This window comes from Mesorhizobium sp. P2_E9 (assembly GCF_056403815.1).
Window position 1 is genome coordinate 108195 of record NZ_JBFUET010000015.1, and the last position, 26392, is coordinate 134586.

The window sequence follows — 26392 nt, forward strand, 5'->3', positions numbered from 1 at the left end:
CGCGCTGGTTGCTCGCGCTGATCTTCGCGGTGGCCATCACTTTCATGGCGATCGGAATAACCCTTGGCTGACCATCCGAGAGGTCAAGCAGAAATGATTTGCAGATTGGCGCAGCTACGTCCCTTCCTGCGCTGATAGGGTTCGCTCGCCGCGCCCGTGTGGCGAGCGAACCCTCAAGTTTCAGCAACCCCAGCAGCCTGTGTGTTCAAGCCAGTGAGGCGAAATTCCGCGATCTTTTCGGAGGGGCTGAATGGCGTCGTATTCACACAATGGTTCGTTGATGACGCCTTGCATCGGCACGCCGGATCACCAGCCGCATTTCAGATTTTTGCCGGCAGGCCCGGCTGCAAAGAGCCGGGCCTCGGCGTTGATCAGTAATCGTTGTTTTCGATCACCACATGGCGGTGATGATGCTTGGAAACGGAGCCAGTCACGATGACCGCATCCGGACGGTGGTGCCGGCGGCCATGATCGTAGAACGCAACGGTACCATGGTGACGATGATGCAGGCGCTGGCCGTCATCGTTGATGATCTTGACGTTGCTGTGGTGACGATGGTGGGTTTTGATGACGACATCGGCTTCGGCCGCCGAAGCGACAGCCGGCAATCCGATGGAAAGCGCCAAAGCGCACATGATCATTGTTTTCATTGTAGTTTCTCCATTGCCTTGATTGGCCCTTCGTTGGGATAACTGCCGCTGGTCGCTTTGGTTCCGGGTTCCCAGGGCAGCCGGAAAGGGAGCCGCCCCTCGCTGAGGGTACTTGCGAAGGACGATCAGTCTCGACGCATCGGTCAAGCGCCCATCGGCAACGCCGCGCCCAAAAAACCGCCTCTCTCGATCCTTGCCACATGGTGGAACATTAGGCATACCTAATAGTTCTACTCCTCGCAGCAGGCGCTCTGCCGTCTGCTGAAGATCAGCTGGCAAGGCTGGTCGGCCGCGTTCTCTGCCAGAGGTGCGGGCTTCAAAAGGCAAGAGGAGAGAGATCATGAACAATATCATTTGGCTCGTGGGCGCGGTGGTCATCGTGCTGGCGATATTGAGCTTCTTCGGCCTGCGATAAGCGCGACGTCAGCCATGTCCACTGATCCTTTATCGGAAGATGGCCAGCCGAAGCGGACAGTGCGAAAGCGCCGCAGGCTACCTGCCGAAGATCGAAACGGTGGCGGTGAGTTCGTCGCCCCATTTCCACCTGAAGACAGGAGCTTCCGCGTCTGGTTCCTGTCCAATGAAACAGGCATCAGCGTCGACCAGGCCAGCGAACTTGTCGACAGGATCGAGACGGATGGTGCGGCGTTGTTGAATGCCGCGCGACGGATGAAAATTCACGCGCAATGACCGATAAACTGCAGCCGGCTACGTCGCCTGCGTTTTCAACAAGCCCACTGTGTAGCGCGTTGGCGACAAAGCGAAGAGCTGCGCCGAGGAGGCAGCTCATCTCGCCGTATTTTCAGGTGGGATATCCGTTCGAGCGCCAAAGTCGGGATGCGCTAACACGTTGTTTTTCTGGTCGGAGTGGCAGGATTTGAACCTGCGACCCCCTCGTCCCGAACGAGGTGCGCTACCAGGCTGCGCTACACTCCGTGACCAGTCGGCGGGCTTATAGCCGCCACACTTCATTCCTGCAAGCGGCAATGGCAGCACATCTGTCGCATTTCGTCAGCTTTCGCCACGCAGGCCGCTGGCGCTCCAGTTAAATGCGCGCGCCCAGTCGGCAAAGCCGTGCCAGCGCACCTCGGGGAATTCTCTGTGCAAGGTTGCGATATCGACGTCGTAGCCGACGCGGTCGAACCATTCGAACATCAGTGCCGCGTCCTCGCTCTGCTGGCGCGCAACAGCGATCGGGATTTCCTGATATTGGATCGGGCGGCCGATGGCGTCGGACAGGGTTTGCGCCTGCTCTTCGCCGGACAATTCGTCCCCGGCGAAATCGAAGCGCTTGCCGAACACGCGTTCGCGCCGTTCCACGAGTGCAGCGACGAAGGCGCCGATATCGGCCAGCGCAACCAGTTGGACGACGCGCTTCGGCTGCATGGCGAAAGCGTGAATGCCTTGACGGAGCGCGTCGATCGACCACGGCGCGACGGCATTCTCCATGAACGCTACCGGCGCGCTGATCGTATAGGGAATACCGAGTTGCCTGACATGCTGCTCGACCTGGTATTTGCTTTCGAAATGCGGAATGCCGGTCTGCTTGTCGGCATCGGCGACGGATGAATAGATCAGGTGGCCGATGCCGGCGGCCTTTGCCGCATCGGCGGCGAGGATACCCTGGCGGGTCTCCTCCTCGAGGCCGGCCTCGTAGCTGTTGCCCATGAGGAACATGGTGTCGACGTCTTTTGCCGCGCTCACGACGGAGGCTGCGTCGGCAAGATCGCCGGCCACAACCACGGCACCCGCCGACGCCAGTTGCCGTGCGGCATCGCTGTCCGGCTTGCGCGTCAGCGCCTTGACGCGCTGGCCCCTGGACAACAGGGCACGCGCAACGGCGCCGCCTTGCTGGCCCGTGGCGCCGGTCACAAGAATGCTTCGTTTGCTGGTCATCTCATCTGCTCCTTCTTGTTTGTCTGGAGCAAATTAGGCTCTGTTTCATTGATGCATAATTGCCTATAATTGAAAAACTTTGTCCCAATGTTGAGCACAATGATCGATCTCAACGATGTCATCGTGTTTGCCCGCGTCGTCGAAGCCGGCAGCTTCACCGCCGCCGCCCGCCTGCTCGCCATGCCCAAGACGACGGTCAGCCGCCGTGTCGCCGCGCTCGAACGCGAGGTCGGTGTGCGTCTGCTGCAACGCACCACACGCAGCCTCAATCTGACGGACGCCGGACGTCTCTATTATGAGCAAAGCAGCCAGGGGCTGCGGACGATCGAGGAGGCGAATCTGCGTCTCGCCGAGGCGAGGGCGGAGCCTTCGGGTACGATCCGCATTTCGGCCCCGGTTGGTTTTGGCGGTCACTTCCTCATCCGCGCCGTGGTCGAGTTTCTGACGTTGTACCCGAAGACCAATGTCGAACTACGCCTCACCGACGACAAGCTCAACCTGATCGAGGACGGCATCGACCTCGCCTTCCGCACCGGAAGACTTGAGGATTCGACGCTCATCGCCCGCAAGATCGGTTCCACGCACAGGCTGCTTTGCGCCAGCCCCGACTATCTCGCACGCTACGGAATGCCGGAAAGCCCGGCCGATCTCGCCCGCCATCGATGCGTCATCGCGGGTCCGTCGGCCTCCGGCGCTCGTTGGGTGCTGGATGGACCACAAGGCCAGGAAAGTGTCGACGTCGCCGGGCGCTTCGCCGCCAATGAGATGCAGGCGGTGGTGGCGGCCGCGATCGCAAGCTTCGGCATCGCCCAACTGCCTCAGGTGATGGCCGAGGCACTCATCGCGGAGGGACGGTTGCAACGCGTTCTCGATGGCTACACGACGCCCGAGGGCGGCCTATATGTTCTCTATCCAAGCAGCCGACACCTCTCACCTCTGGTCAAGGCCTTCATCGATCTCGCGGTCGAGCGGATTTCGAATCGGATAAACACGGCTTAGAGACATGTCTGCTGCCCCAGACCAATTTTGAGCGAGACCCGAATGAGCCAGCGCATCGTCAGTTTTGTCATGAGCGGCGGCGTCGGCTCGCGGCTCTGGCCGCTGTCGCGCGAGGACAATCCGAAGCAGTTTCACGATTTTTCGGGCGATGGCTCCATGCTGGCCAAGACCTTGCGCCGGCTGACGGCAAGGCCAGCCGGTGAAACGCCGATCTTCCTGATCGCCTCCGAGCGCCATGCCGATCGTGTCCATGCCGACCTGGCCGGCCTCGATCTTGCCGGCGGCGGCCCATTGTTCGAGCCCACCGGGCGCAACACCGCCGCGGCGATCGCACTCGCAACGCTGCGCACCCTGTCCGAATTTGGCGACAGCCTGGTCCTGGTCGTGCCGTCGGACCACGAGATATCAACCCCAGGACAATTCTGGCAGAGCGTCGAGGCAGGCGCCGAGGCGGCGCACGCCGGCCGGCTCGTGGTGTTCGGCATCAAACCGACGCAGCCCGAAACCGGCTACGGCTATATCGAGGTGGCGGGCGCGCAGGGCGGTATCTTCGACGTCACGCGTTTCGTCGAGAAGCCGGACCTGGCGACGGCGCAGGGCTATCTCAAGGCGGAAAGCTTTTACTGGAATACCGGCATCTTCCTGTTTCGTGCCGCTGCCATGCGTGACGCCTTCGCCGCTTTTGAGCCTGACATCTGGCAGGCCACCGAAGCCGCCTACAAGGCCGCGACATCGGACCTGTCCGGCCTCTACATGCCGCTGGAGCTCTATGAGGCCATCCCGTCGATCTCGATCGACTATGCCATCATGGAACGGGCGCAAGGCATTGCCATGGTGCCGGCCGACTTCCGCTGGAACGATCTCGGCTCCTGGCAATCGCTGCTCGACGTCGGCCCGGCCGACGACCACGGCAACGTCGTCATCGGCGATGTCGTCGCCATCGATTGCGAGAACTCCTACATCCGCAGCGACGGCCGCCTGCTGTCGGCAATCGGCATGAAGGATGTCGCCATCGTTTCGACCGCTGATGCCACTTTCGTCGCGCCGGTCAGCCACAGCCAGCACGTCAAGAAGATCGTAGAGCAGCTCGAGAAATCCGGCCGGCTGGAAACCAGGTTCACGCCGACGCATGACCGCGTCATCGAAAGCGGCGCCTGGCGGCGGCGTGTGCACCACTGGCTGTTTCAGGAGACCTTGCCGCTGTGGTCGACATCGGGTGTCGACGAACGCCATGGCGGTTTCCATGAAGCACTCGGTTTTGATCGCGCGCCGCTGATGAAACCCAAGCGCATGCGCACAATGGCAAGGCAGGTCTATGCCTTCGCGGTCGCCAGCGCGCGCGGCTGGGACGGTCCGGCCGACCGGCTGATCAGTCACGGTATCGAGTTCATGGTCAGAAATGGCCGCACCGACAAAGGCGGCTGGGTGCGCACCCTGCATGTCGACGGCTCGGTGGCCGACCCCACCGAGGATGCCTACGATCATTCCTGCGTGCTCCTCGCGCTTGCGCATGCGCATATGTCGGGTAATCCCGATGCCTTGAGGCTCGGCGAGGAAACCTTCGCCTTCCTCGATGCTCATCTCGAGGATCATCGCATGACCGGCTTCCTCGAAACATCGGACGCCGAGGGCGAGCGGCGCTCCAACCCGCACATGCATCTGCTCGAAGCGTTCCTGGCTTGGCACCAGGCCACCGGCGAGCGCGCTCATCTGCGCCGCGCGGCACGCATCATCGATCTCTTCCGCAGCCATTTTTTCGACCGGGAAAGCTGGACCCTGGGCGAATATTTCGATGACGAGTGGAAGCCGTCAGCCGGTGAGAAGGGCGCCTGGACCGAGCCCGGCCATCACTTTGAATGGGCTTCGCTGCTGGTCGATTTCGCTGGACGCAGCGGCCAGGCCGAACTGAGCGGTTTCGCCAGGAAACTCTATGCCTCGGCCATCGCCAATGGCCTCAACCGCGCCACCGGCCTGGCCTATGGCGCTGTCTCCCGGCAGGGCCTGCCGCTGGACCTGATCTCGCGCAGCTGGCCGCAGGCCGAAGCGGTCAAGGCGGCGATTGCGCTGGACGGTTCGGGCGGACCCGATCTCAAGCCGGAGATCGAGGAACGCGTCGGCCGGCTGTTCCGCTGGCACATCGACCCGGCGCCGCTCGGCCTGTGGATCGACCGTATCGACGAACGCGGCCGCTCGCTGGCGACCGACGTGCCGGCCAGCATCTTCTATCATCTGGTCTGCGCACTGACGCAGTATTTGGATGGGACGGCGGCGAAGACGGCTTAAGCTCGGCTCAATACGGGCTCGCCACGTCCCCGGTCTCGACATAGATCGACTTCAGCTGCGAATAGAGCGCCAGTGCGGCAAGCGAATTCTCGCGGCCGATGCCGGACTGCTTGAAGCCGCCGAAGGGGATTTCCACTGGCGTCAGATTGTAGGCATTGATCCAGCAGGTGCCGGCCTGCAACTCGGCGATGACACGGTGGGCGCGCGACAGGTCGCGGGTGAAGACGCCGGCGGCGAGGCCGAATTCGGTGTCGTTGGCGCGGTCGATAACCTCGTCTTCGCCATCGAATTTCAGCACGCTCATGACCGGTCCGAAAATCTCATCACGCGCAATACGCATGGTGTCGGTGACACCGGTGAAGACCGTGGGCTCGACGAAGAAGCCGCCATCAAAACCTTGCAGCGACGGCACGTTGCCACCACAGGCCAATGTCGCCCCATCCTGCTTGCCGATCCCGATATAGCCGACCACCTTGTCGTGCTGCGCCTTGGAGACCAGTGGCCCCATCTGCGTCTCGGGGTCGAGCGGGTCGCCGATGCGGATCTTTTTCGTCCGCTCGACCAGACGGTCGACGAAGCGATTGTGAATACCGCTCTGCACGAACACGCGTGTGCCGTTGGAGCAGATCTGGCCGGTTGAGTAGAAATTGCCGAGCATGGCGCCGCCGATGGCGTTTTCGATGTCGGCATCGTCGAAGACGATCAGTGGCGACTTGCCGCCGAGTTCCATCGTCGCGTGCTTCATCATCGAGCCGGCGAGCGACAGCACCTTGCGGCCGGTGGGCACCGAGCCGGTCACCGAAACCTTGGCGACGACATCATGGCCGACGAGGCCTGCGCCGACATCGCCATAGCCCTGCACGACGTTGAACAGCCCGTCGGGCAGGCCGGCCTCGCTGTAGATTTCGGCCAATGCGAGTGCCGAAAGCGGCGTGTTTTCCGACGGCTTGAACACCATGGCGTTGCCCATGGCGAGCGCCGGTGCCGACTTCCAGCCGGCGATCTGGATCGGGTAGTTCCAGGCGCCGATGCCGACGCAGACGCCGAGCGCTTCGCGCCGCGTGTAGGCGAAGGGTCCGCCGAGGTCGACCGACTCGCCATTGTAGGCGGCGACCGCGCCGCCGAAATATTCCAGGCAGTCCGCGGCCGAAGGCGCATCCGCCACCAGCGTTTCCTGGATTGCCTTGCCGGTGTCGAGGGTCTCGATGCGGGCGAGATCGGCGTTGCGGGCACGAAGAATGTCGGCGGCGCGGCGCAGGATGCGGCCGCGCTCGACTGGCTTCAGCCGCGCCCAGGCCGGCTGCGCGGCCCGCGCGGCCTCGATGGCGAGCTCCAGCACATTCGGCGTCGCCGAATGCAGGGTGGCGATGACCTCGCCGGTTGCCGGATAGATCACCGGCAGCGGCGCGCCGCCTTCGTCCTCTATGTAGCGTCCGTTGACATAGTGCGATGCCGTGGGCTGGGCGCGCATGGGGGGTCTCCAAATTGTCTTCGCGGCATGCGGATCGTGCAGTCACACGATCATGGCCTATCTGTCGGACAGCTGCCAGCGCGGATTGATCCATGGTTCCTGGTTGGACGGCGCCAGCGGCGTGCGGCCAAGAATGTGGTCGGACGCCTTCTCGCCGGTCATGATCGACGGCGCGTTGAGATTGCCGTTGGTGACGCGCGGGAAGATCGAAGAGTCTGCGACCCGCAAGCCGTCGACGCCGATGACCCGGCATTCCGGATCGACGACGCTCATCATGTCGTCGGCGCGGCCCATCTTGCAGGTGCCGCAGGGATGGTAGGCGCTCTCGGCATGGTCGCGAATGAAGACATTGAGATCGTCGTCCGACTGCACATGGCTGCCCGGCGAGATTTCCTGGCCGCGATAGGCGTCGAAGGCCGACTGGCCAAAGATTTCGCGAGTCAGCCGGATGCAGTGACGGAACTCGGTCCAGTCGTCCGGATGCGACATGTAGTTGAAGCGGATCACCGGTGTCGCCTTGGGGTCTGGCGAGCGCAGCGTCACCGAGCCGCGCGACTTCGACCGCATCGGCCCGACATGCGCCTGGAAGCCATGCGACTTCGCCGCCGCCTTGCCGTCATAGCGCACCGCCGCCGGGATGAAGTGATACTGGATGTCGGGATAGTCGACGCCGGCGCGCGAGCGCACGAAGGCGGCCGCCTCGAAATGGTTGGTGGCGCCAAGGCCCGACTTGAAGAACAGCCACTGCGCGCCAATCAATGCTTTCGAGAACGGATTCAGCACCGAATTCAGCGTGATCGGCTTGGTCGATTCCTGCTGGATATAAAGCTCCATATGATCCTGCAGATTGCGGCCAACACCGGGCCGGTCAGCGACGACGGCTATGCCGTTTTCGCGCAAATGCTCGGCCGGCCCGATGCCGGACAGCATCAGAATTTTTGGCGAATTGATCGACGACGCGGCGACGATCACCTCACGTCGCGCCTTAACGACCTGAATCTGTTTGTGAGCTTCGATCTCGACGCCGATGGCGCGTTGATTCTCGATGATCACCCGGCGGGCGAAACCCTTGACCAGGCTAACATTCCTGCGTTTGAGAGCCGGCTTCAGGTAAGCGCTCGCCGCCGACCAGCGGCGGCCGCCACGGATGGTCTGCTCCATCGGCCCAAAGCCTTCCTGCTTGGCGCCGTTGTAGTCGTCGGTCAGTTCGAAGCCAGCCTGGCGGCCGGCTTCGACGAAGGCGCCATAGAGCGGGTTTTTACGCGGACCGCGCTGCACATGCAGCGGCCCGCCGTGGCCGCGCCAGCCATCCTCGCCGCCGTCATTGTCCTCCATGCGCTTGAAATAGGGGAGCACGTCGGCGAAGCCCCAACCCGTTGCGCCCTCTTCGGCCCAGTGGTCGAAATCGCGGGCATGGCCGCGCACATAGACCATGCCATTGATCGAGGACGAGCCGCCGATGACCTTGCCGCGCGGCGTCGCCAGCACGCGGCCGCCGAGATGCGGCTCCGGCTCGCTGGCAAAGCCCCAGTCGTAGAGGCTCATGTTGAGCGGGATCGACAACGCCGACGGCATCTGGATCAGCGGCCCGATATCGCTGCCGCCGAATTCGATGACGATGACCGAATGCTTGCCGTCCTCCGACAGGCGATAGGCCATGGCCGAGCCGGCCGAGCCGGAGCCGATGATGACGAAATCCGCTTCAAGCATGGTTCATATGCGCCATAAAATCGGCGAGCGAGACATTGCCGCCGGTTGCCACAACAAGGACGGTCTTGTCCTTCACATCCACCTTGCCGCCGAGCAGTGCGGCGAGCGACGCAGCACCTGACGGCTCCAGCACCAGCTTCATGCGCTCGAAGGCGATACGCATGGCGCTGCGCACCGATTGATCGTCGACGGTGATGCCGCGAACGCCGGCGGTTTTGACCGCCGCGAACGGGGCGTCGCCTGGCCGCCGCGACATCAGCCCGTCGCAGATCGATTTCGGGCCGATCGGCATGGTCTCGATGCTGCCATGCGCCAGCGACGAGCCCATGCCATTGAAACCTTCCGGCTCGACGCCGATGATCTCTGTCGCCGGTGACAGATAGTGGAAGGCGAGCGAAACGCCGCCGATCAGTCCGCCGCCGCCGACCGAGCAAAACAACAGGTCGGCGCTGGCGTCCTTGGCCTCAAGCTGGTCGAGCGCTTCGAGGCCGGCGCCGGCCTGGCCGGCGACGATCTCGGGATCGTCGAAGGGGTGCAGCAAGGCCAGGCCTTCCGTCTCGGCGATTTCACGTGCTTTGGCGGCGGCGACCTCTTCACGCGCGCGCTCGCCATGGTCGGTCAGCACGACGCGTGCGCCATAGCCTGCGGTCGCGTCACGCTTGGCGGCCGGTGCGTCGATCGGCATGACGATGGTGACCGGAATACCGAGCGCCTGGCCGGCGGCGGCCAGCCCTTGCGCGAAATTGCCCGAGGAATAGGCGACGACGCCCTTTTTCGATTCATCGGCCGAAAGCTGCTTCAGCCGCCAGTAGGCGCCGCGCACCTTGAACGATCCGGCCCATTGCAGCGATTCCGGCTTGATGAAGACGCGGGCCGCTCCGGTTTCGCGCGCGAGCGCCGTCGACTCCAGCAATGGTGTGATCTGCGTCGCCCTGGAGGTGACGGCATAGGCCTGTTTGAGATGGGCCAGCGAAGGAACGAGAAGGTCTGCCATCATTCGCCTCGCGGGAACCGTTTCTGCTCTTCGAGCACGTTGAGATCCATGTGGTTGCGCATGTAGCGTTCCGAGGCCTTCTGCAGCGGCTGGAACTCCCAGGGGTAGTGCGTGCCGTTGCGCAGCGCGGGATAGACCACCCAGCGCCGCGCCTGGCTGGCGCGCACCGCGGCGTCGAAGGCCGCCATGTCCCAGCGCGCGCGCACCTTTTCCAGGAAAGCCGCCACCACACCGGCATGCGCCGGATCGGCGGCGAGATTGCTCAACTCATGCGGGTCAGCTTCGACATCGTAGAGCTGCGGCGGATCGATCTCGCAATGGACGAATTTGTAGCGGGCATCGCGGATCGCCACCAACGGCGCGTTGGAGCCTTCGGCAGCGTATTCCATCAGTACCGGTGCGGTGCGCTGCTTGCCATCGAGCAGCGGCAGCAGCGACTGGCCGTCGGTCCATGGCGCGATCGCGCTCATGTCGATGCCGGCGAGATCACACAGCGTCGGGGTCACGTCGAGATTGGAGACCGGCGCCTCGATGAGCCCTGCGGTCACGCCCTTGCCGGCAATCATCAGCGGCACCCGCGCCGAGCCCTCGAAGAAGCACATCTTGAACCACAAACCGCGCTCACCGAGCATGTCGCCGTGATCGGAGCAGAACAGGATGATCGTGTCGTCGAGCATCCGCGTGCGTTCCAGCACCGACAGCAATTCGCCGACCTTGTCGTCGAGATAGGAGATGTTGGCGAAATAGCCACGCCGCGAGCGGCGGATCTGCTCGGCCGTGATGTCGAAACTGTCGTAGTCGGAAGCCTTGTAGAGCCGCTGCGAATGCGGATCCTGTTTGTCGTATGGGATGAAGCCGACTTCGGGTTCGAGAGCCGGGCAATCCTCGTAGAGGTCCCAATATTGCCGTCGCGCCACATAGGGGTCGTGCGGATGGGTAAAGGACACAGTCAGGCACCAGGGCCGGTGTGACGCATCGTCGGAGACGCGGGCGAAGTCGTAGAGCTTCTGCACGGCGTGGAAGGCGACCTCGTCGTCATACTCCATCTGGTTTGAGATCTCGGCGACGCCTGCGCCGGTTACCGAGCCCAGATTGTGATACCACCAGTCGATTCGCTCGCCGGGTTTGCGATAGTCCGGCGTCCAGCCGAAATCGGCCGGGTAGATGTCGGTGGTCAGCCGTTCCTCGAACCCATGCAACTGGTCCGGGCCGACGAAATGCATCTTGCCCGACAGCACGGTGTGATAGCCGTCCGCGCGCAGGTGATGCGCAAAGGTCGGGATCGACGAAGCGAATTCGGCGGCGTTGTCGTAGACCTCGGTCCGCGACGGCAACTGGCCGCTCATGAACGAAGCGCGGCCCGGCGCGCAGAGCGGCGAGGCCGTGTAGTTGTTGGCAAAGCGTGCCGAACGTGCGGCCAGCGCTTTCAGATGCGGCGCATGCAGAAACGCGGCCGGCCCATCGGGAAAAAAAGTCCCGTTGAGCTGATCGACCATGACGATCAGGCAATTGGGTCGCTTTGCTGTCACTGTTTATGCCGCTCGCCGAGTTTGGTTTCGAGATAGTCCTCGACCAGCGCGATCGCGGTCGCGGCGTCGGGCACGCCGTCCTTCAGCGCCCGCCTGATGTAGAGCCCGTCGATCATCGCTGCTGTCGCTTCGGCGGCACGGTCGGCCTCTGCCCTCGGCAGGATGCCGGTCAGCCCGCTCATCAGGTTCGAGTGCAACCGCCGCGCATAGACCCTGAGCAACCGGCGCAAAGCCGATGATCTCTGCGCTTCGACATAGAAGGCGAGCCAGGCGGCGATGGTTTCCGGCTGGAACTGGATGTCGGAGAAGTTGACGGCGACCACGGCCGAGACGCGTTCGCGTGGGGAAGCGGCGGATTGCAGGGCGCGGCGCATGTCGATGGTCAGTTCGGCCAGGATATGCCGCATCGTTGCCAGCAGCAGCTCGTCCTTGGCGCCGAAATAATGATGGGCAAGCGCCGAGGACACGCCGGCGCGCCCAGCGATCTCCGACATGGTCACGTCAAGCGAGCCGCGCTCGCCGATCGCCGAGATCGTCGCGTCGATGAGCGCCTTGCGGCGCAGTGGCTCCATTCCGATTTTCGGCATGCTGTTCCCGGCTTTTGCACGGAGATTATTTTTTATTGACGGGTCAATCAACAAAAAATCGACACGACCACGACCTGTACCAAGCGATTGTCGGCTTCCGGCCCTTCACGGCTTGGGCAAGAATGTTTATATTTGAACAATAACGGCGAACTGCGCCATGGGCCCATAGGCTAGGCTGGCGCCAAGGATGGAGACCGCCATGACCGCATGCATCGTTGGCTGGGCGCATTCGCGCTTCGGCAAGCTCGAAGGCGAGACGCTCGAGAACCTGATCGTCAAGGTGGCGACGGACGCGCTCGACCATGCCGGCATCGGTCCGGACGAGGTCGACGAGATCGTGCTCGGTCACTTCAATGCTGGTTTCTCCGCGCAGGATTTTACTGCCAGCCTGGTGCTACAGGCCGACGACCGGCTTCGCTTCAAGCCGGCGACGCGCGTCGAGAACGCTTGCGCGACCGGTTCGGCGGCGGTCAGGCAAGGCATCCGTGCCATCGATGCCAACGCCGCCCGCATCGTGCTGGTGGTCGGCGCCGAGCAGATGACGACGACGCCCGGACCCGAGATCGGCAGGAATCTCTTGAAGGCGTCCTATCTGCCGGAGGATGGCGAGACGCCTGCCGGTTTCGCCGGCGTCTTCGGCAAGATCGCGCAGGCCTATTTCCAGCGCTATGGCGACCAGTCGGATGCACTCGCCATGATCGCCGCCAAGAACCACAAGAATGGCGTCGACAATCCCTATGCGCAGATGCGCAAGGATTTCGGCTACGAATTCTGCCGGCAGGAGAGCGAGAAGAATCCCTTCGTCGCCGGCCCGCTGAAGCGCACCGACTGCTCGCTGGTCTCGGACGGTGCCGCCGCGCTTATCCTTGCCGACACCGGGACGGCGCTGAAGATGCGCCGCGCCGTCGCTTTCCGCGCCAACGAGCATGTCCAGGATTTCCTGCCGATGTCGAAGCGCGACATCCTGGCCTTCGAAGGCTGCGAGCAGGCTTGGGGCAAGGCGCTGAAGAACGCCGGCGTGACGCTCGACGATCTCTCCTTCGTCGAAACACATGACTGCTTCACCATAGCTGAGTTGATCGAATATGAGGCGATGGGCCTGGCCAAGCCGGGCGAGGGCGCCAAACTGGCGCTGGACGGCACGACGGCCAAGGACGGCCGCCTGCCGGTCAATCCTTCCGGCGGGCTGAAGGCCAAGGGCCATCCGATCGGCGCCACCGGTGTCTCCATGCATGTCTTGACCGCCATGCAGCTTGTCGGCGAAGCCGGCGGCATCCAGGTGCCGGGCGCGAAACTGGGTGGCATCTTCAACATGGGCGGCGCGGCGGTCGCCAACTACGTTTCCATTCTCGACCGGATCAGGTAAACCGCCCGCATTTACGGGAGGTGATATGTCAAATCCGGTTCTGATCGAGGTCCTGCGCGGCGCGATCGTCGAGAGCGTGCATCGCGGTGCCGTTGCGGTCTTCGATGCCGACGGCAAGCCGGTCCTGGAGATCGGCGATACCGCGAAGCCGGTGTTTCCGCGCTCGGCGGTCAAGGCGATCCAGGCCCTGCCGCTGGTCGAAACGGGTGCTGCCGATGCCTATGGCTTCGGCAACCGCGAACTGGCGCTAGCCTGCGCCTCCCATTCCGGCGAGCCGGCGCATGTCGAACTGGCGCGATCCATGCTGGCCAAGGCCGGGTTGGACGGGTCAGCACTCGAATGCGGCGCGCATTGGCCTTCGAACCATGACGCGGAGATCGCGCTTGCCCGTTCCGGCGGTTCGCCCAACGCGCTGCATAATAACTGTTCCGGCAAACATTCCGGCTTCCTCTGTACCTGCGTCCACGCGGGCATTGCCCATCGCGGCTATGTCAAGGCGGGCCACGCTTTGCAGGAGATGGTGCGCGACGCCATGCAGGCGGTCACCGGCGCTGTCCACGGCGCGGATGAGCGGGCGACCGATGGCTGCTCGATCCCGACCTATGCGGTACCGCTGAGGAGTTTCGCGCTGGGCTTTGCCCGCATGGCCACGACATCAGGTTTTGGTCCCGAGCGAGCCAAGGCGGCGAAGCGTCTGTTTGCGGCCTGCATGGCAGAGCCCTTCTTCGTTGCTGGCACCGGACGCGCCGATGTCGCTTTGATGGAGGCAGCGCCTGGCCGGATCTTTGCAAAAGGCGGTGCCGAAGGTGTCCACTGCAGCGCGATACCTGAACTTGGCCTCGGCATAGCGATCAAATGCGATGATGGTGCCGGCCGCGCCGGCGAGGCCATGGCGGCCGCCGTCCTTGCCAGGCTGTTGCGTGCCGACGAGGCCGTGGCGGCGAAGCTGCTCGAACTGGCGAGCGCCCCGATCGAAAGCCGGATCGGCGCCAAGGTCGGGGCGCTGAGGCCGACGCCAGCCTTGAATTGAAAATTGCTCTCAGCTGACGCGGTTGCGCTCAACCGTCAGATGCGCAAAGCCGCTATTGCTTGACTGGGTGAGGTCTGATGTCACCGGCTCGGCCCAGCGCTGGCCGATGACGGCGCCGTTCAGCGCACCGTCGATGACGTTGTCGGAGATGACGGCCGTGCCGGCACCCTCGACCACGCTGACGACAATGCCGGTGCCTGCCTTGCGGATGATGTTGCCCGTGGCCACCACATTGCGCAGATACGGTCCCCAGCCGATCGACATGCCGTAGAGCGGCGCGCTCTCGATGACGTTGTTGGAAGCGATGGTGTCGGCTTCGACGGCAATGCCGACGCCGAAGCCGGGCGGATCGGCGGTGTAGGGGCCGCTGGTCGACAGATTGCGCACGATGTTGCCCGAGCAGACACCCATGCGGCCGCCTTCATTGAAGTTGACGATCGAGATGCCGTTGGCCGCGCCATCGACGATGTTGTTGCTGATGACGGCGCCCTCGAAGGAGAATTCGGAATAGACCGCCGTTTCGCCCGAACGCGAGCAGGTGTTGCCTGAAATCTGCAAATTGCTCGCACTGTTGGCGCGGATCGCCGAGAAGGCGCAATCCGAAACGACATTGCCTGAAATGATGACATTGCCGGCGCGGAAGGCGTTGATGCCATTGCCGTTCTGGCCGGTCCCGCCGCTGCGCGCCCCGATGCGTTCGACACGGTTGCCGGTGACCATCGTGCCGTCCTCCGCCGCCTGCCAGCGATGCACGAGGATGCCGCCATTGGCGCAGTCGGAGACGGTGTTGCCTGTGATTGAGAGTCCCGCCGCCTCGACCGAATAGATGCCGGCATCAGCCGCCCCGGATATGTCCGAGCGTTCGATCCGGCCTGCCGCGTGTTCCAGCGACAGTCCATTCTTGCCGCTGCCGGTTATCTGGCAATTGTCGACAACGAGGTGGCCGACCCGGCGCAAATCGAGCAACCCTTGCGCATAGTCGCCCATCGAGCGGTTCGAACCGTCGAAGACCAGCCCGCTCAGTTCGATATCGTCGGCCTGTTCGGTCATGAAGAGGTGGCCGTCGCCGCCATAGACGATCCGCGTTGCGCCCGGCACGCCGGAAAGACGCAGGCGGCTGGGCAGCGAGAGGTTGGACACCACATAGGTGCCCGCCGGCAGGAACACCGGTATATCGCGATCGTTCGCCTCACGCAGCAGCTTGGCGAAGGCCTTGCTCTGGTCGTCGAATGTGCCGGGCTGCACGCCAAGTTCGGTGGCGTTGATCGAGCCGCGCATCGAGGCTTTTTCGATACCAGCCAGGCTGGCGGCCGCCGCCTTGCGGAGCGAGAGGCCCATGACGGCAAAGCCGGCGGTCCCGGTCAGCAGCGTTCGCCTGTTCAACATCGGCACAGAATCCCAGTGTTCAACCATGACACCGCAGTGTCAGCCCTGACACCGCAGGAATCGTGCCAGACGTCCTGTCCCGCTTCACGAGGTACCGACAATGACTTGTCGAGCAGCCACTCGAGGCCTAGGTTCAGGGGATGAGCAGAGCTTTCACCCGCGAAGAAGACAGCGAAAATGCCATCGCCGGCGTCGGCGAGCGGCCGATCAGCACGCACCGCAACCTGGTGACGGAGCGCGGCCTGGCGCAGATCGAGGACAATCTGGCCGATCTGCGCGATATCCTGGCGAAAGCTGAGAAGAAAGCCGATCGCGAGCGCATCGCGGTCGTATCGCGCGACCTGCGTTACTGGACGGCGCGGCGCGAAAATGCCGAGCTTTCCGTCCCGGAGCCCGACAGCGATGTCGTCCGCTTCGGCATGGGAGTCACGCTGGAAGGCGATGACGGCAAGAAGGTGCACTGGAAGATCGTCGGCGAGGACGAGGCTGACCCGTCAAAGGGCACGATTTCGCATGTTTCGCCGATGGCGGTTGCGCTGTTTGGCAAGAAGGTCGGCGAGGCCGTCACGGTCAACGGCAAGGAATGGGAAATCGTCAAACTGTCGGACAGTTAGTCTTCGAGCTTGACGACGTGGTCGCGGAAAAAAGCTGCGGCCCCCACTTCATCAATCTCGCCAGCGGCAACCATCAAGACCAGTTGAATGACGTCCTGCTGGTCTGCCTCGACGCTCAATCCGTTGAAATAGAGAAACAGATCGGCCGCTGCAAAGGCGGTGCGCTTGTTGCCATCAACGAACGGATGGTTCTTGGCGATGCCGAACAGATAGGCGGCTGCGAGTTCGCACAGATCCGGTTCGCCATAGATCTCTCGCTGCTGTGGATGGGAGAGCGCGGACCCCAGCATTCCCTCATCGCGGATACCTGCCGCCCCACCATGCAGACGCAGCTGCTCAGCGTGAAGCGACTCCACGAATTCCCGCGAATGATGCTCGGTCATTTCGCGAGCGCGCGGTAGGCAACCTCGTACTTTTTCATCCGCTCACGAGCGATCTTCATCTTGCGCTCGAACTCTTCGGCGCTGTCTTCGGTGCGGCGTAAACGAAGCTCATCGCCTTCTTGGACGATGACGATGCTATCGCCTGCCTTCATGTTCAGACGCTCGAGCAGATCCTTGGGCAGGATCACACCCTCGGAATTGCCGATCTTGCGTATGATTGTGTTCATGATGGACGTCCTGTTGCAACGTCAATTATAACTCGATAGCAATTCCGTTGCAACGGATATTATAACAAACCTATCGAGCTGCCAGCAGCCGATCCATCAACCGGTCCGCCGCTTCCGGAATAACCGTTCCCGGTGGGAAGATTTCCGCCGCGCCGGCTTGCAGCACCGCGTCGTAATCCTGTGGCGGGATGACGCCGCCGGCGACGATCAGCATGTCGCTACGGCCGAGTTTCTTCAGCGCGTCGCGCAATTCGGGGATCAGCGTCAGGTGTCCTGCCGCCAGCGATGAGGCGCCGATGATATGGACGTCATGCTGGACCGCCAGTTTGGCGATCTCCTCCGGTGTCTGGAACATCGCGCCGACGGTGACGTCGAAGCCGAGATCGGCGAAGGCGGTGGCGATGACCTTCTGCCCACGGTCGTGGCCATCCTGTCCCATCTTGGCAACGAGAATGCGCGGCTTGCCGCCAGTTTTTTTCTCGAAGGCAGCGAGCTTGTCGTGCAGCCCGTCGACCACCGGATTGTCGCCAAGCGCCTTGCGGTAGACGCCGGAAATGGTCTGCACTGTCGCGACGTGCCGCCCAAAGGCTTTTTCGAGCGCAAACGAGATCTCGCCGACCGTGGCATTGGCGCGCGCGGCGCGGATGGCGAATTCCAAGAGGTTCTCATTGCCTAGCGCGGCACGGGTCAGCGCATCGAGCGCGCTTTCGACGGCGGCGACCTCGCGCGTGCCCTTCAGCCGTTGCAGCTTCGACAATTGCCGGGCCCTGACCTCGGCATTGTCGATCTTCAACACGTCGACCTCGATGTCGTTCTCGGGGCGATGCGCGTTGACGCCGACCAGCATCTGCTCGCCGGAATCGATGCGCGCCTGAGTGCGCGCCGCGGCTTCCTCGATGCGCAGTTTCGGGATGCCCTGTTCGGTCGCGGCGGCCATGCCACCGAGAGCCTCGACTTCCTCGATATGGGCGAGCGCGCGTGCGGCCAGATCATGCGTGAGCCGTTCGAGATAGGCGGAGCCGCCCCAGGGGTCGATGATGCGCGTGGTGCCGGATTCCTTTTGCAGGATGAGCTGCGTGTTGCGGGCGATGCGCGCCGAGTGATCGGTCGGCAGCGCCATCGCCTCGTCGAAGGAGTTGGTGTGCAGCGACTGGGTATGCCCCTGCGTCGCCGCCATCGCCTCGATCATGGTGCGGATGATGTTGTTGTAGGGGTCCTGCGCCGTCAGCGACCAGCCGGACGTCTGGCAATGGGTGCGCAGCGACAGCGAACGCTCGTCCTTCGGCGCAAAATTCTTCTTCATCAGCGTCGCCCACAGCAGGCGTGCGGCCCTGAGCTTGGCGACTTCCATGAAGAAGTTCATGCCGACCGCCCAGAAGAAGGACAGGCGTGGCGCGAAACGGTCGATATCGAGGCCGGCCGCGACACCGGCGCGGGCATATTCGATGCCGTCGGCGATCGTATAGGCAAGCTCCAGGTCGGCGGTCGCGCCGGCCTCCTGCATGTGGTAGCCGGAGATCGATATCGAATTGAATTTCGGCATGTTCTTCGATGTGTAGGAGAAGATGTCCGACACGATCCGCATCGAGGGTTTCGGCGGATAGATATAGGTGTTGCGGACCATGAACTCCTTCAGAATGTCGTTCTGAATGGTCCCGGCCAAATCCTCCTGCGCAACGCCCTGTTCTTCCGCCGCGACGATATAAAGCGCCATGATCGGCAGCACCGCGCCGTTCATCGTCATCGACACCGTCATGTCGCCGAGCGGAATGCCGTCGAACAATTGCCGCATGTCGAGGATGGAATCGATGGCGACGCCCGCCATGCCGACATCGCCGGCAACGCGCGGATGGTCGCTGTCATAGCCGCGATGTGTAGCCAGATCGAAGGCGACCGAGAGGCCTTTCTGGCCGGCGGCAAGATTGCGCCGGTAGAAGGCGTTGGACTCTTCGGCCGTCGAAAAGCCGGCATATTGCCGGATCGTCCAGGGCTGCTGGACATACATGGTCGGGTAGGGGCCGCGCACGAAGGGCGGTAGGCCTGGATAGGTGTCGAGATACGGCAGGCTCTTGAGGTCGCCCTGATTGTAGAGATGCTTGACGACAAGCCCTTCCGGCGTCGTCCGCTGGCCCTTGACCTCGACCGGCGCGCGGCGGGGCGGCGCCCAGCCGATCTGACTGAAATCCGGGATCAAGAGGCGGCCCCGATGGATTGGTCGATGCGGGCCGGAAACAGCGGTTCGCACAGGACGACACCTTCGGTGAAGGCAGGCCGCTGCGCCGCGTCCAGTGTCTCGACTGGACGCTCGCTCTTCTGTGGATAGAGCGTTGTGCCGATGATGGCTCGCTCGCCTGTCTTGAAGGCGGCGTCGCGACGGGCGGCGGCAGCGCGAACGCGCTGCTGGATATGTCCGTCCCGAAGGCTGGACAAGACGCCCCCTTCGGCCTCGATCGTTTGCAACTCCGCCCAAGCGGCTTCGCAAAGGTCTGCCGTCAGCGTTTCGACCGCGCCGGACCCATAGGCGGGATCGGCGACGTGATCGACATGGCTTTCATTGGCCATGATCAACTGTGCGTTGCGCGCGACGCGGCGGGCAAAAGCCGCCGGCAGGCCGTGCGCGATGGTATGCGGCAGGATGGAGATCGAATCGGCTCCACCCGCGGCCGCGGCAAAGCAGCCGATCGTCGTGCGCAGGATGTTGGTCTCGGGGTCCAATGCCGTCATCATGCGAAATGATGTCTCGGCATGGATGTTGGCCGTGGAATTGGGGATCGAGCAGGCTTCCTGCACCCGTGCCCAGAGCCTGCGCAACGCCCGGACCTTGGCCATCGACAGGAACTGGTCCTGGTCGACGCTGAGCGCGAAGCCGATATGCGGTGCCGCATAGACGAGTGGCTGCCGCGCCTTCTCGAACATTCTGAGATACGAGACAGCGGAAGCCAGCATGATGCCGAGTTCCTGAGCCTCCGTGGCGCCGGCATTGTGGAAGACGCGACCGTCCGCCTCCAGCAGCACGCCCGGAACGCCCATCGAGAAGAAATGTGCCAGCGATTGCGGCATCGATTCCTGCAGCGCCTCGATCGACATGCGCAGCCGGCCGGTTCCGGCAAGGATAGCCGCCGGATCGATGCCGAACGACAGGTTGAGCTTTGCCGGATCGGAGCGGCGCTTGCTCAGGAACGCCACCAGCCAGTCGGCCATGGGGCGGCTCCACGGGTGGGTGTCGATGCGGATCTGGATCCGGTTGAGGGGCACACCCTCCAGCACCGTTTCCAGCGCCTGTGCGGTCCTCGGCAGACCGTAGCCGAATGCGTTCGGAGCACCTTCGAAGACGAGCGACAATCCCGTCGCGCCCTGCGCGATATCATCCAGGACCTGTGCCTTGGCGCGATCGACATCAGGGTCGTCGACGCGCTGGCTGACAATCCAGGGCGATCGGGGATTCGCGCGCACGATCGGCTCTGTCCCGGTCGCACGGTCATAGAGTGGCTCGATGCGGAAGCTGTCGTCGGTGTGCGAGACCAGCTTTTCCTCGAAGGATGCGCCGGCCAACGCCTTTTCCGCCAGGGCCAGCCAACGCTGACGCTCGGCGTTCACAGGTTCAACATCCTTGGTCAAGGCTCCGGCGCCCATCCATCTTCCTCGTTTATGTGGCCGCACCAGCCGGGCGGTTCAGTCTACGGTCCCCGACCGGTTATCGCAATGCACGTCCCGGGTCCGAATGCGATCCGTCTGATATAGGGCGGCTTGCATGGACGAACCATGAACGATTGCCAAACACCAGCAAAATCCGCAAGTTCCAAAAATCCGGTTCGGCGATGGGTCCGATTGGGACGATTGGCCCGATTTGGATGATCGGCCCGCTTTGGACAATGGGCATTGTCGCTGTGCAACAGCCTGACTATACCTTCGGGCAAAGGCTGGCTTTTGACACATCAATTTGCGGAGACCCTGGATATGGCTGACGACACCAGTATTTTCATCGGCGCCAGCCGCAAGCCCGACGACAGCTATCAGCGTGCCGAGCAGCTGTTGCTGCAATATGGGAATCGCCATGGCCTGGTGACCGGCGCGACCGGCACCGGCAAGACCGTCACCTTGCAGATCCTGGCCGAAGGTTTTTCGAATGCCGGCGTGCCGGTATTCTGTGCCGACATCAAGGGCGACCTGTCCGGCATTTCCATGATGGGCACGGCGCAGGATTTCCTGGTCAAACGGGCCGCGCAGGTCAAGCTCGACCCCTATGACTTCCAGGAATTTCCGGTCATCTTCTGGGACCTGTTCGGTGAGCAGGGGCATCCGATCCGCGCCACCGTCTCTGAGATGGGCCCGCTGCTGTTGTCGCGCCTGATGAACCTCACCGAGGCGCAGGAAGGCATCATGAACATCGCCTTCCGCCTGGCCGACGAGGAAGGCCTGCTGCTGCTCGACATGAAGGATCTTCAGGCGCTGCTCGCCAACATCGCCGAGCGTGCCGACGAGATCGGCTCGCGCTACGGCAATGTGACCAAGCCTTCCGTGGGAGCCATCCAGCGCACGCTGCTGGTCCTGGAGCAGCAAGGTGCGGCCCATTTCTTCGGCGAGCCGGCGTTACGGATCTCCGACATCATGCGCACCACCCGGGACGGGCGCGGTGCGATCAGCGTGCTCGCCGCCGACAAGCTGATGATGAACCCGCGGCTCTACGCGACCTTCCTGTTGTGGCTGATGTCGGAACTGTTCGAGGTGCTGCCGGAAGTCGGCGACCCCGACAAGCCGAAGCTGGTGTTCTTCTTCGATGAGGCGCATCTGCTCTTTGACGAGGCGCCAAAGGTGTTGATAGACCGCGTCGAACAAGTCGTCCGCCTGATCCGCTCGAAAGGTGTCGGCGTCTATTTCGTCACGCAGAACCCGCTGGATATCCCTGAAAAGGTTCTGGCCCAGCTCGGCAATCGCGTCCAGCACGCGCTCCGCGCCTACACGCCGCGTGAGCAGCAGGCGGTCAGGACGGCAGCGGAAACGTTCCGTCCCAATCCCGATTTCGATTGCGCCGTCGCCATCACCCAGCTCGCAACCGGCGAAGCGCTGGTCTCGACGCTGGAGGCCAAAGGCATTCCGTCCATGGTTCGACGCACCTTGATCCGCCCGCCGTCGTCGCGGCTCGGGCCGATAACTCCTGCCGAGCGGCAAAAGCTGATCGCGGAAAGCCCTGTCACCGGACAGTACGACGAGGTCATCGACCGCGAATCGGCCTTCGAGATGCTGCAGAAGAAGGCCAAGGAGGCGCAGGACGCCGAAGCGCAGGCGCAGCAGGCCGGCACTGGCGGTTCGCGCTGGACCATTCCGGGCTTCGGCAATGACGATCCGCCGCCGCAATCGGGTGGCCGCCGCGCGCCAGCGCCGCGCCCCTCCAATCGCCAGACGGTGGCGGAGGCCGCGATCAAGTCCGTGGTGCGCTCGGTCGGCTCGTCGGTCGGACGCGCGATCGTGCGCGGGATTTTGGGGAGCCTGTCGCGGGGGCGCTGAGATTTATGCCAAGGCAGCAAAGCCTCTACTGCCTTACAGCGCCGCGCGTTCCCTTGAACGCGTGGCGCAAGAGCAATTCCAGGAAAAGTGTGAACGGTTTTCCGTCCGGAATTGCGTCAAAACAAGGACTTAGAGCCGGTCGCCGTTTCCGTGAAACGGTGAACAGCTCTAAGCATTTCCGTAGACTGCTAACTCAGAAGATCGCGTTCGTGACCGCCTTGACGGGTCCGAGCAGGATCGATCCGTCCGGCACGCCGGAATCGATCGGGATAGCCTTGCGGTTGGCCGTCGCCGCCATTGCCTGACCGATATCAGCAGTCACGATGACCGGCGTCTTCTGGGGCACGCGATCATAGAGATCGATGATGTCCTGGTTCATGAAACGAACGCAGCCCGATGAAACCGACTTGCCGATCGATTTCCATTCCGGCGAACCGTGCAGGCGGTAGAGCGTGTCGACGTTGCCCTGGAAAAGATAGAGCGCGCGCGCACCGAGCGGGTTCTTCAGCCCGCCGGGCATGCCGCCATTGTCGGCGCTGTATGGCTTCAATTCCGGCTGCCGGGCGATCATTTCATCCGGCGGCGTCCATTTTGGCCACTTCTGCTTCCACTGGACGACGGCATCGCCAGACCATTCGAAGCCGGCACGGCCGAGGCCGACACCATAGCGGATCGCCTGGCCGCCCGGTCGCACCAGATAGAGATGATGTCCGGTCGTATCGACGACGAGGGTGCCAGGCTTCTGCCCCGTCGGATCTGGCACGATCTGGCGCAGGTACTGCGGATCGATTCTTTCGAACGGTATGGCCGGAAGGTCGAAACCGCCATCGCTGACGGCCGCATACATCGTCGCGTAGTCCGGCAGAGGCGGTTCAACATAAGTCGGCGGTGGGGGCTGGACCGGTCCCGGCCCGGTGGTGGCGCATGCGGAAACCGCAATCGAGGCGGCGCCCAGTGCAGCGGCATTGAGGAAGCCGCGACGGCTCAGGCGAAAGGATTCGATTTCGGTATTGGACATGGTTGCCTTCTTTAGGTCGGAAATCGCAACAAAGCGTGAATTCGCCGACCGTTGTTACGAGGTGCCTTACAACACCTGAGACGATAGGCGGTTCCGATTCTGGCCCGAACGTGGACAAACAAAGGCGAAGCTGTGACTGCATCGCCACTGTGGCGCCAAGGCCACAACCCTAGCCGCTTGACACCAAAGCTTCGAGGGTTGGCAGGATCAGGGCAGGCGGGAAGTCCCGGTACTCCTCGGGCTGGTTGAAGCGGTTGATCCACACCGTGCGAAAGCCGAATTTGGTGGCGCCCGCGATGTCCCAGCGATTGGACGACTGGAAGGACACCGCGCCGGGATAGAGGCGCCAGCCGGTGGCGACCATGTCGTAGACCGCCGGATCGGTCTTGAAACGCCGCACCGCATCGACCGAATAGATGTCGTCCAGAACCTGGTCGAGCGCGGCGGACTTGACCGCCGCTTCCAGCATTTCGGGCGAGCCGTTGGAGAGGATCGCCAGCCTGGCTCCCGAGGCCTTGAGCGCTTTCAGCACGGCCGGCACTTCCGGGTAGCAATCCAGCCGCCAGTAGGCTTCCAGCAGCTTGGCCTTGAGGCTAGGATCGGCGGACGGGACCTTGCGCAGGGCGAAGTCGAGCGCCTGTTCGGTCAGTTGCCAGAAGTCGGCATAGGCGCCCATCAGCGTGCGCACCCAGGAATATTCGAGCTGCTTGGCGCGCCAGATTTCGGACAGCAACTGGCCATCCGGCCCGATCTGATCGGCATGGCGGCGCACGGCGGCGTGCACGTCGAACAGCGTGCCGTAGGCGTCGAAAACATAGGCGGCGTATTGCATGACAACTGTTTTGAGGCGAGGCGGGGCAAGGTGCAAGCCTTGATTGCATCGCGCCCGCCGCTGGCCTCAACAAAACTCCCCTATGCCCGTTGACGGCAGCGGCCAAAGCATCATCCAATGTTGTCACACAAGATTGATCGGAACGGGATAACGCGATGACACTGGCGGCAGCGGCGCAATCCGCGACATGGACTTTCGTCGATGGCGACTGGTATGAGGGCAACGTCGCCATTTTGGGGCCGCGCAGCCACGCCATGTGGCTGGGCACCAGCGTGTTCGACGGGGCGCGCTGGTTCGAAGGCGTGGCGCCCGACCTCGACCTCCATGCCAGGCGGGTGAATGCCTCGGCGATCGCACTTGGCCTCAAGCCGAACATGTCGCCCGAACAGATCGTCGGGCTGACCTGGGATGGATTGAAAAAGTTCGACGGCAAGACAGCGGTCTATATCAGGCCGATGTACTGGGCCGAGCATGGCGGCTATATGGGCGTGCCGGCCGATCCCGCTTCGACCCGTTTCTGCCTCTGCCTCTATGAATCGCCGATGATCTCGCCAACCGGATTTTCGGTGACGGTGTCGCCGTTCCGGCGTCCGACGATCGAAACCATGCCGACCAACGCCAAGGCCGGATGCCTCTATCCCAACAATGGCCGGGCCATCCTCGAAGCCAAGATGCGCGGCTTCGACAATGCGCTGGTGCTCGACATGCTGGGCAATGTCGCCGAGACCGGAAGCTCCAACATCTTCCTGGTCAAGGATAGCCATGTGCTGACGCCGGCGCCGAACGGCACCTTCCTGTCCGGCATCACCCGCTCGCGCACGATGACACTGCTCGGCGAGTACGGCTTCAAGACGACGGAAAAGACGCTGTCGGTGCGCGATTTCCTCGAAGCGGACGAGATCTTTTCGACCGGCAACCATTCCAAGGTGGTGCCGATCACGCGCATAGAGGATCGCAATCTGCAACCCGGGCCGGTGGCAAAGAAGGCGCGAGAGCTCTATTGGGACTGGGCGCATTCTACGCCGGCTGGCTGACGCTTCAGCCCGGCCTTTTCGTCGCTGCGCGCTTCGCCGCGGGAAAACCGTGTGACAGTTTTCCGGAACCCGCTTAGAAGGGTACCGGCGCTTCACTTCCGGAGTTGTCCCAGCTCAATCCAGACCTATCTTAATCCGGTATCCACACCGGATTTTTCCACGAGGGAGTACTACCCATGGCTTTTGAATTGCCCGCTCTGCCCTACGACTATGAGGCCTTGCAACCCTACATGTCGAAAGAGACGCTGGAGTATCACCACGACAAGCACCACAAGGCCTATGTCGACAACGGCAACAAGCTGGCCGCCGAGGCAGGCCTTGGCGATCTGTCGGTCGAAGAGGTGGTCAAGCAGTCGTTCGGCAAGAATGCCGGTCTCTTCAACAATGCAGCCCAGCACTACAACCACATCCATTTCTGGAAGTGGATGAAGAAGGGCGGCGGCGGCAACAAGCTGCCGGGCGCGCTGCAGAAGGCGGTCGACAGCGATCTCGGCGGCTACGACAAGTTCAAGGCTGACTTCATCGCAGCCGGCACGACGCAGTTCGGTTCGGGCTGGGCCTGGGTTTCCGTCAAGGACGGCAAGCTGGCGATCTCGAAGACCCCGAATGGCGAAAACCCGCTCGTTCATGGCGCCTCGCCGATCCTCGGCGTCGACGTCTGGGAGCACTCCTATTACATCGACTACCGCAACGCCCGCCCGAAATATCTCGAGGCGTTCGTCGACAGCCTGATCAACTGGGATCATGTGCTGGAACTCTACGAAAAGGCGAAGTGATCGATCGTCAGAAAGGCCCCGGCAACACCGGGGCTTTTCTTTTTCTGGATCGATGTCGGTGGCTGCGAAGGCCAGGCAAAAATCGCCCGGGGGAAGGGAATA

General features: G+C 62.9%; 23 protein-coding genes and 1 tRNA gene. 9 read left to right on the forward strand and 15 right to left on the reverse strand.

Translation table 11 applies throughout. The annotated features are described in order from the left end of the window. Nucleotides 1-371: 371 nt before the first annotated feature. On the reverse strand, nucleotides 372-992 hold the full coding sequence (locus AC1D05_RS25440; RefSeq protein WP_477444479.1) for a hypothetical protein: 621 nt from the start codon (nucleotides 990-992) through the stop codon (nucleotides 372-374). Between the two features lie 87 nt (nucleotides 993-1079). Here AC1D05_RS25440 and AC1D05_RS25445 point away from each other — a divergent pair, with 87 nt between their 5' ends. Continuing rightward, nucleotides 1080-1340, forward strand: a complete 261-nt coding sequence (locus AC1D05_RS25445) for a hypothetical protein (protein WP_477444480.1) — start codon at nucleotides 1080-1082, stop codon at nucleotides 1338-1340. A 169-nt stretch (nucleotides 1341-1509) separates the two neighbouring features. Here AC1D05_RS25445 and AC1D05_RS25450 read toward each other — a convergent pair. Together AC1D05_RS25450 and AC1D05_RS25455 are read right to left on the reverse strand one after the other, a co-directional pair. Next, a tRNA-Pro gene (locus AC1D05_RS25450) sits at nucleotides 1510-1586 on the reverse strand. A gap of 75 nt (nucleotides 1587-1661) precedes the next feature. Next, the gene (locus tag AC1D05_RS25455) at nucleotides 1662-2546 is read right to left on the reverse strand and encodes an NmrA/HSCARG family protein (RefSeq protein ID WP_477444481.1); all 885 of its coding nucleotides are present in this window, start codon (nucleotides 2544-2546) and stop codon (nucleotides 1662-1664) included. 99 nt (nucleotides 2547-2645) lie between these two features. Between AC1D05_RS25455 and AC1D05_RS25460 the strand changes: the two genes are divergently transcribed. After that, nucleotides 2646-3545, forward strand: coding sequence for a LysR family transcriptional regulator (locus AC1D05_RS25460; RefSeq protein ID WP_477444552.1), 900 nt, complete (start codon nucleotides 2646-2648; stop codon nucleotides 3543-3545). Nucleotides 3546-3587: 42 nt separating this feature from the next. Further along, nucleotides 3588-5828 (forward strand): AGE family epimerase/isomerase, encoded by a 2241-nt coding sequence (locus AC1D05_RS25465; RefSeq protein ID WP_477444482.1) that lies wholly within the window; start codon nucleotides 3588-3590, stop codon nucleotides 5826-5828. Between the two features lie 7 nt (nucleotides 5829-5835). Here AC1D05_RS25465 and betB read toward each other — a convergent pair whose 3' ends face one another. Genes betB through betI form a run of 5 tightly spaced genes read right to left on the reverse strand, consistent with a single transcriptional unit; the run spans nucleotide 5836 to nucleotide 12119 of the window. Next, on the reverse strand, nucleotides 5836-7299 hold the full coding sequence (gene betB, locus AC1D05_RS25470; RefSeq protein WP_477444483.1) for a betaine-aldehyde dehydrogenase: 1464 nt from the start codon (nucleotides 7297-7299) through the stop codon (nucleotides 5836-5838). Nucleotides 7300-7356: 57 nt separating this feature from the next. Further along, the gene (gene betA, locus AC1D05_RS25475) at nucleotides 7357-9009 is read right to left on the reverse strand and encodes a choline dehydrogenase (RefSeq protein ID WP_477444484.1); all 1653 of its coding nucleotides are present in this window, start codon (nucleotides 9007-9009) and stop codon (nucleotides 7357-7359) included. Beyond that, nucleotides 9002-10006 (reverse strand): threonine/serine dehydratase, encoded by a 1005-nt coding sequence (locus AC1D05_RS25480; RefSeq protein WP_477444485.1) that lies wholly within the window; start codon nucleotides 10004-10006, stop codon nucleotides 9002-9004. Before AC1D05_RS25480 ends, betA begins: the two co-directional genes overlap by 8 nt. Continuing rightward, a complete protein-coding gene (betC, locus tag AC1D05_RS25485; RefSeq protein ID WP_477444486.1) occupies nucleotides 10003-11532 on the reverse strand; it encodes a choline-sulfatase in 1530 nt (509 codons plus the stop codon). The genes AC1D05_RS25480 and betC overlap by 4 nt, the downstream gene beginning before the upstream one ends. Then, a complete protein-coding gene (gene betI / locus AC1D05_RS25490; RefSeq protein WP_477444487.1) occupies nucleotides 11529-12119 on the reverse strand; it encodes a choline-binding transcriptional repressor BetI in 591 nt (196 codons plus the stop codon). The genes betC and betI overlap by 4 nt, the downstream gene beginning before the upstream one ends. A gap of 199 nt (nucleotides 12120-12318) precedes the next feature. Between betI and AC1D05_RS25495 the strand changes: the two genes are divergently transcribed. Together AC1D05_RS25495 and AC1D05_RS25500 are read left to right on the forward strand one after the other, a co-directional pair. Beyond that, a complete protein-coding gene (locus AC1D05_RS25495; RefSeq protein WP_477444488.1) occupies nucleotides 12319-13485 on the forward strand; it encodes an acetyl-CoA acetyltransferase in 1167 nt (388 codons plus the stop codon). 25 nt (nucleotides 13486-13510) lie between these two features. After that, the gene (locus AC1D05_RS25500; protein ID WP_477444489.1) at nucleotides 13511-14515 is read left to right on the forward strand and encodes an asparaginase; all 1005 of its coding nucleotides are present in this window, start codon (nucleotides 13511-13513) and stop codon (nucleotides 14513-14515) included. Nucleotides 14516-14524: 9 nt separating this feature from the next. On the opposite strand, the gene AC1D05_RS25505 is transcribed toward AC1D05_RS25500, so the two are convergent. After that, complete coding sequence (locus tag AC1D05_RS25505; protein ID WP_477444490.1) at nucleotides 14525-15901, reverse strand: TIGR03808 family TAT-translocated repetitive protein; 1377 nt, start codon at nucleotides 15899-15901, stop codon at nucleotides 14525-14527. Between the two features lie 140 nt (nucleotides 15902-16041). Here AC1D05_RS25505 and greA point away from each other — a divergent pair, with 140 nt between their 5' ends. Continuing rightward, a complete protein-coding gene (gene greA / locus AC1D05_RS25510; protein ID WP_477444491.1) occupies nucleotides 16042-16515 on the forward strand; it encodes a transcription elongation factor GreA in 474 nt (157 codons plus the stop codon). Here greA and AC1D05_RS25515 read toward each other — a convergent pair. The 4 genes from AC1D05_RS25515 to AC1D05_RS25530 form a co-directional block, all read right to left on the reverse strand. Continuing rightward, on the reverse strand, nucleotides 16512-16898 hold the full coding sequence (locus AC1D05_RS25515) for a type II toxin-antitoxin system death-on-curing family toxin (protein WP_477444492.1): 387 nt from the start codon (nucleotides 16896-16898) through the stop codon (nucleotides 16512-16514). The genes greA and AC1D05_RS25515 overlap by 4 nt on opposite strands. Next, a complete protein-coding gene (locus AC1D05_RS25520; RefSeq protein WP_477444493.1) occupies nucleotides 16895-17125 on the reverse strand; it encodes an AbrB/MazE/SpoVT family DNA-binding domain-containing protein in 231 nt (76 codons plus the stop codon). Before AC1D05_RS25520 ends, AC1D05_RS25515 begins: the two co-directional genes overlap by 4 nt. A gap of 70 nt (nucleotides 17126-17195) precedes the next feature. Continuing rightward, entirely contained in the window at nucleotides 17196-19319 is a 2124-nt protein-coding gene (gene scpA / locus AC1D05_RS25525; protein WP_477444494.1) for a methylmalonyl-CoA mutase, read from the reverse strand. Further along, nucleotides 19316-20758, reverse strand: a complete 1443-nt coding sequence (locus AC1D05_RS25530) for a methylmalonyl-CoA mutase subunit beta (RefSeq protein ID WP_477444495.1) — start codon at nucleotides 20756-20758, stop codon at nucleotides 19316-19318. The genes scpA and AC1D05_RS25530 overlap by 4 nt, the downstream gene beginning before the upstream one ends. A gap of 324 nt (nucleotides 20759-21082) precedes the next feature. On the opposite strand from AC1D05_RS25530, the gene AC1D05_RS25535 reads away from it, so the two are divergent. Beyond that, the gene (locus AC1D05_RS25535) at nucleotides 21083-22630 is read left to right on the forward strand and encodes a helicase HerA-like C-terminal domain-containing protein (RefSeq protein WP_477444496.1); all 1548 of its coding nucleotides are present in this window, start codon (nucleotides 21083-21085) and stop codon (nucleotides 22628-22630) included. 193 nt (nucleotides 22631-22823) lie between these two features. Here the strand turns inward: AC1D05_RS25535 and AC1D05_RS25540 are convergent, their stop codons facing one another. Further along, a complete protein-coding gene (locus AC1D05_RS25540; protein WP_477444497.1) occupies nucleotides 22824-23648 on the reverse strand; it encodes a L,D-transpeptidase in 825 nt (274 codons plus the stop codon). 169 nt (nucleotides 23649-23817) lie between these two features. Next, a complete protein-coding gene (locus AC1D05_RS25545; protein ID WP_477444498.1) occupies nucleotides 23818-24480 on the reverse strand; it encodes a haloacid dehalogenase type II in 663 nt (220 codons plus the stop codon). A 155-nt stretch (nucleotides 24481-24635) separates the two neighbouring features. Here AC1D05_RS25545 and AC1D05_RS25550 point away from each other — a divergent pair, with 155 nt between their 5' ends. After that, nucleotides 24636-25514: a branched-chain amino acid aminotransferase gene (locus tag AC1D05_RS25550; RefSeq protein ID WP_477444499.1), complete on the forward strand. Its 879-nt coding sequence runs from the start codon at nucleotides 24636-24638 to the stop codon at nucleotides 25512-25514. A gap of 176 nt (nucleotides 25515-25690) precedes the next feature. Beyond that, nucleotides 25691-26290, forward strand: coding sequence for a superoxide dismutase (locus tag AC1D05_RS25555; RefSeq protein ID WP_013532667.1), 600 nt, complete (start codon nucleotides 25691-25693; stop codon nucleotides 26288-26290). The last annotated feature ends 102 nt before the right edge of the window (nucleotides 26291-26392 follow it).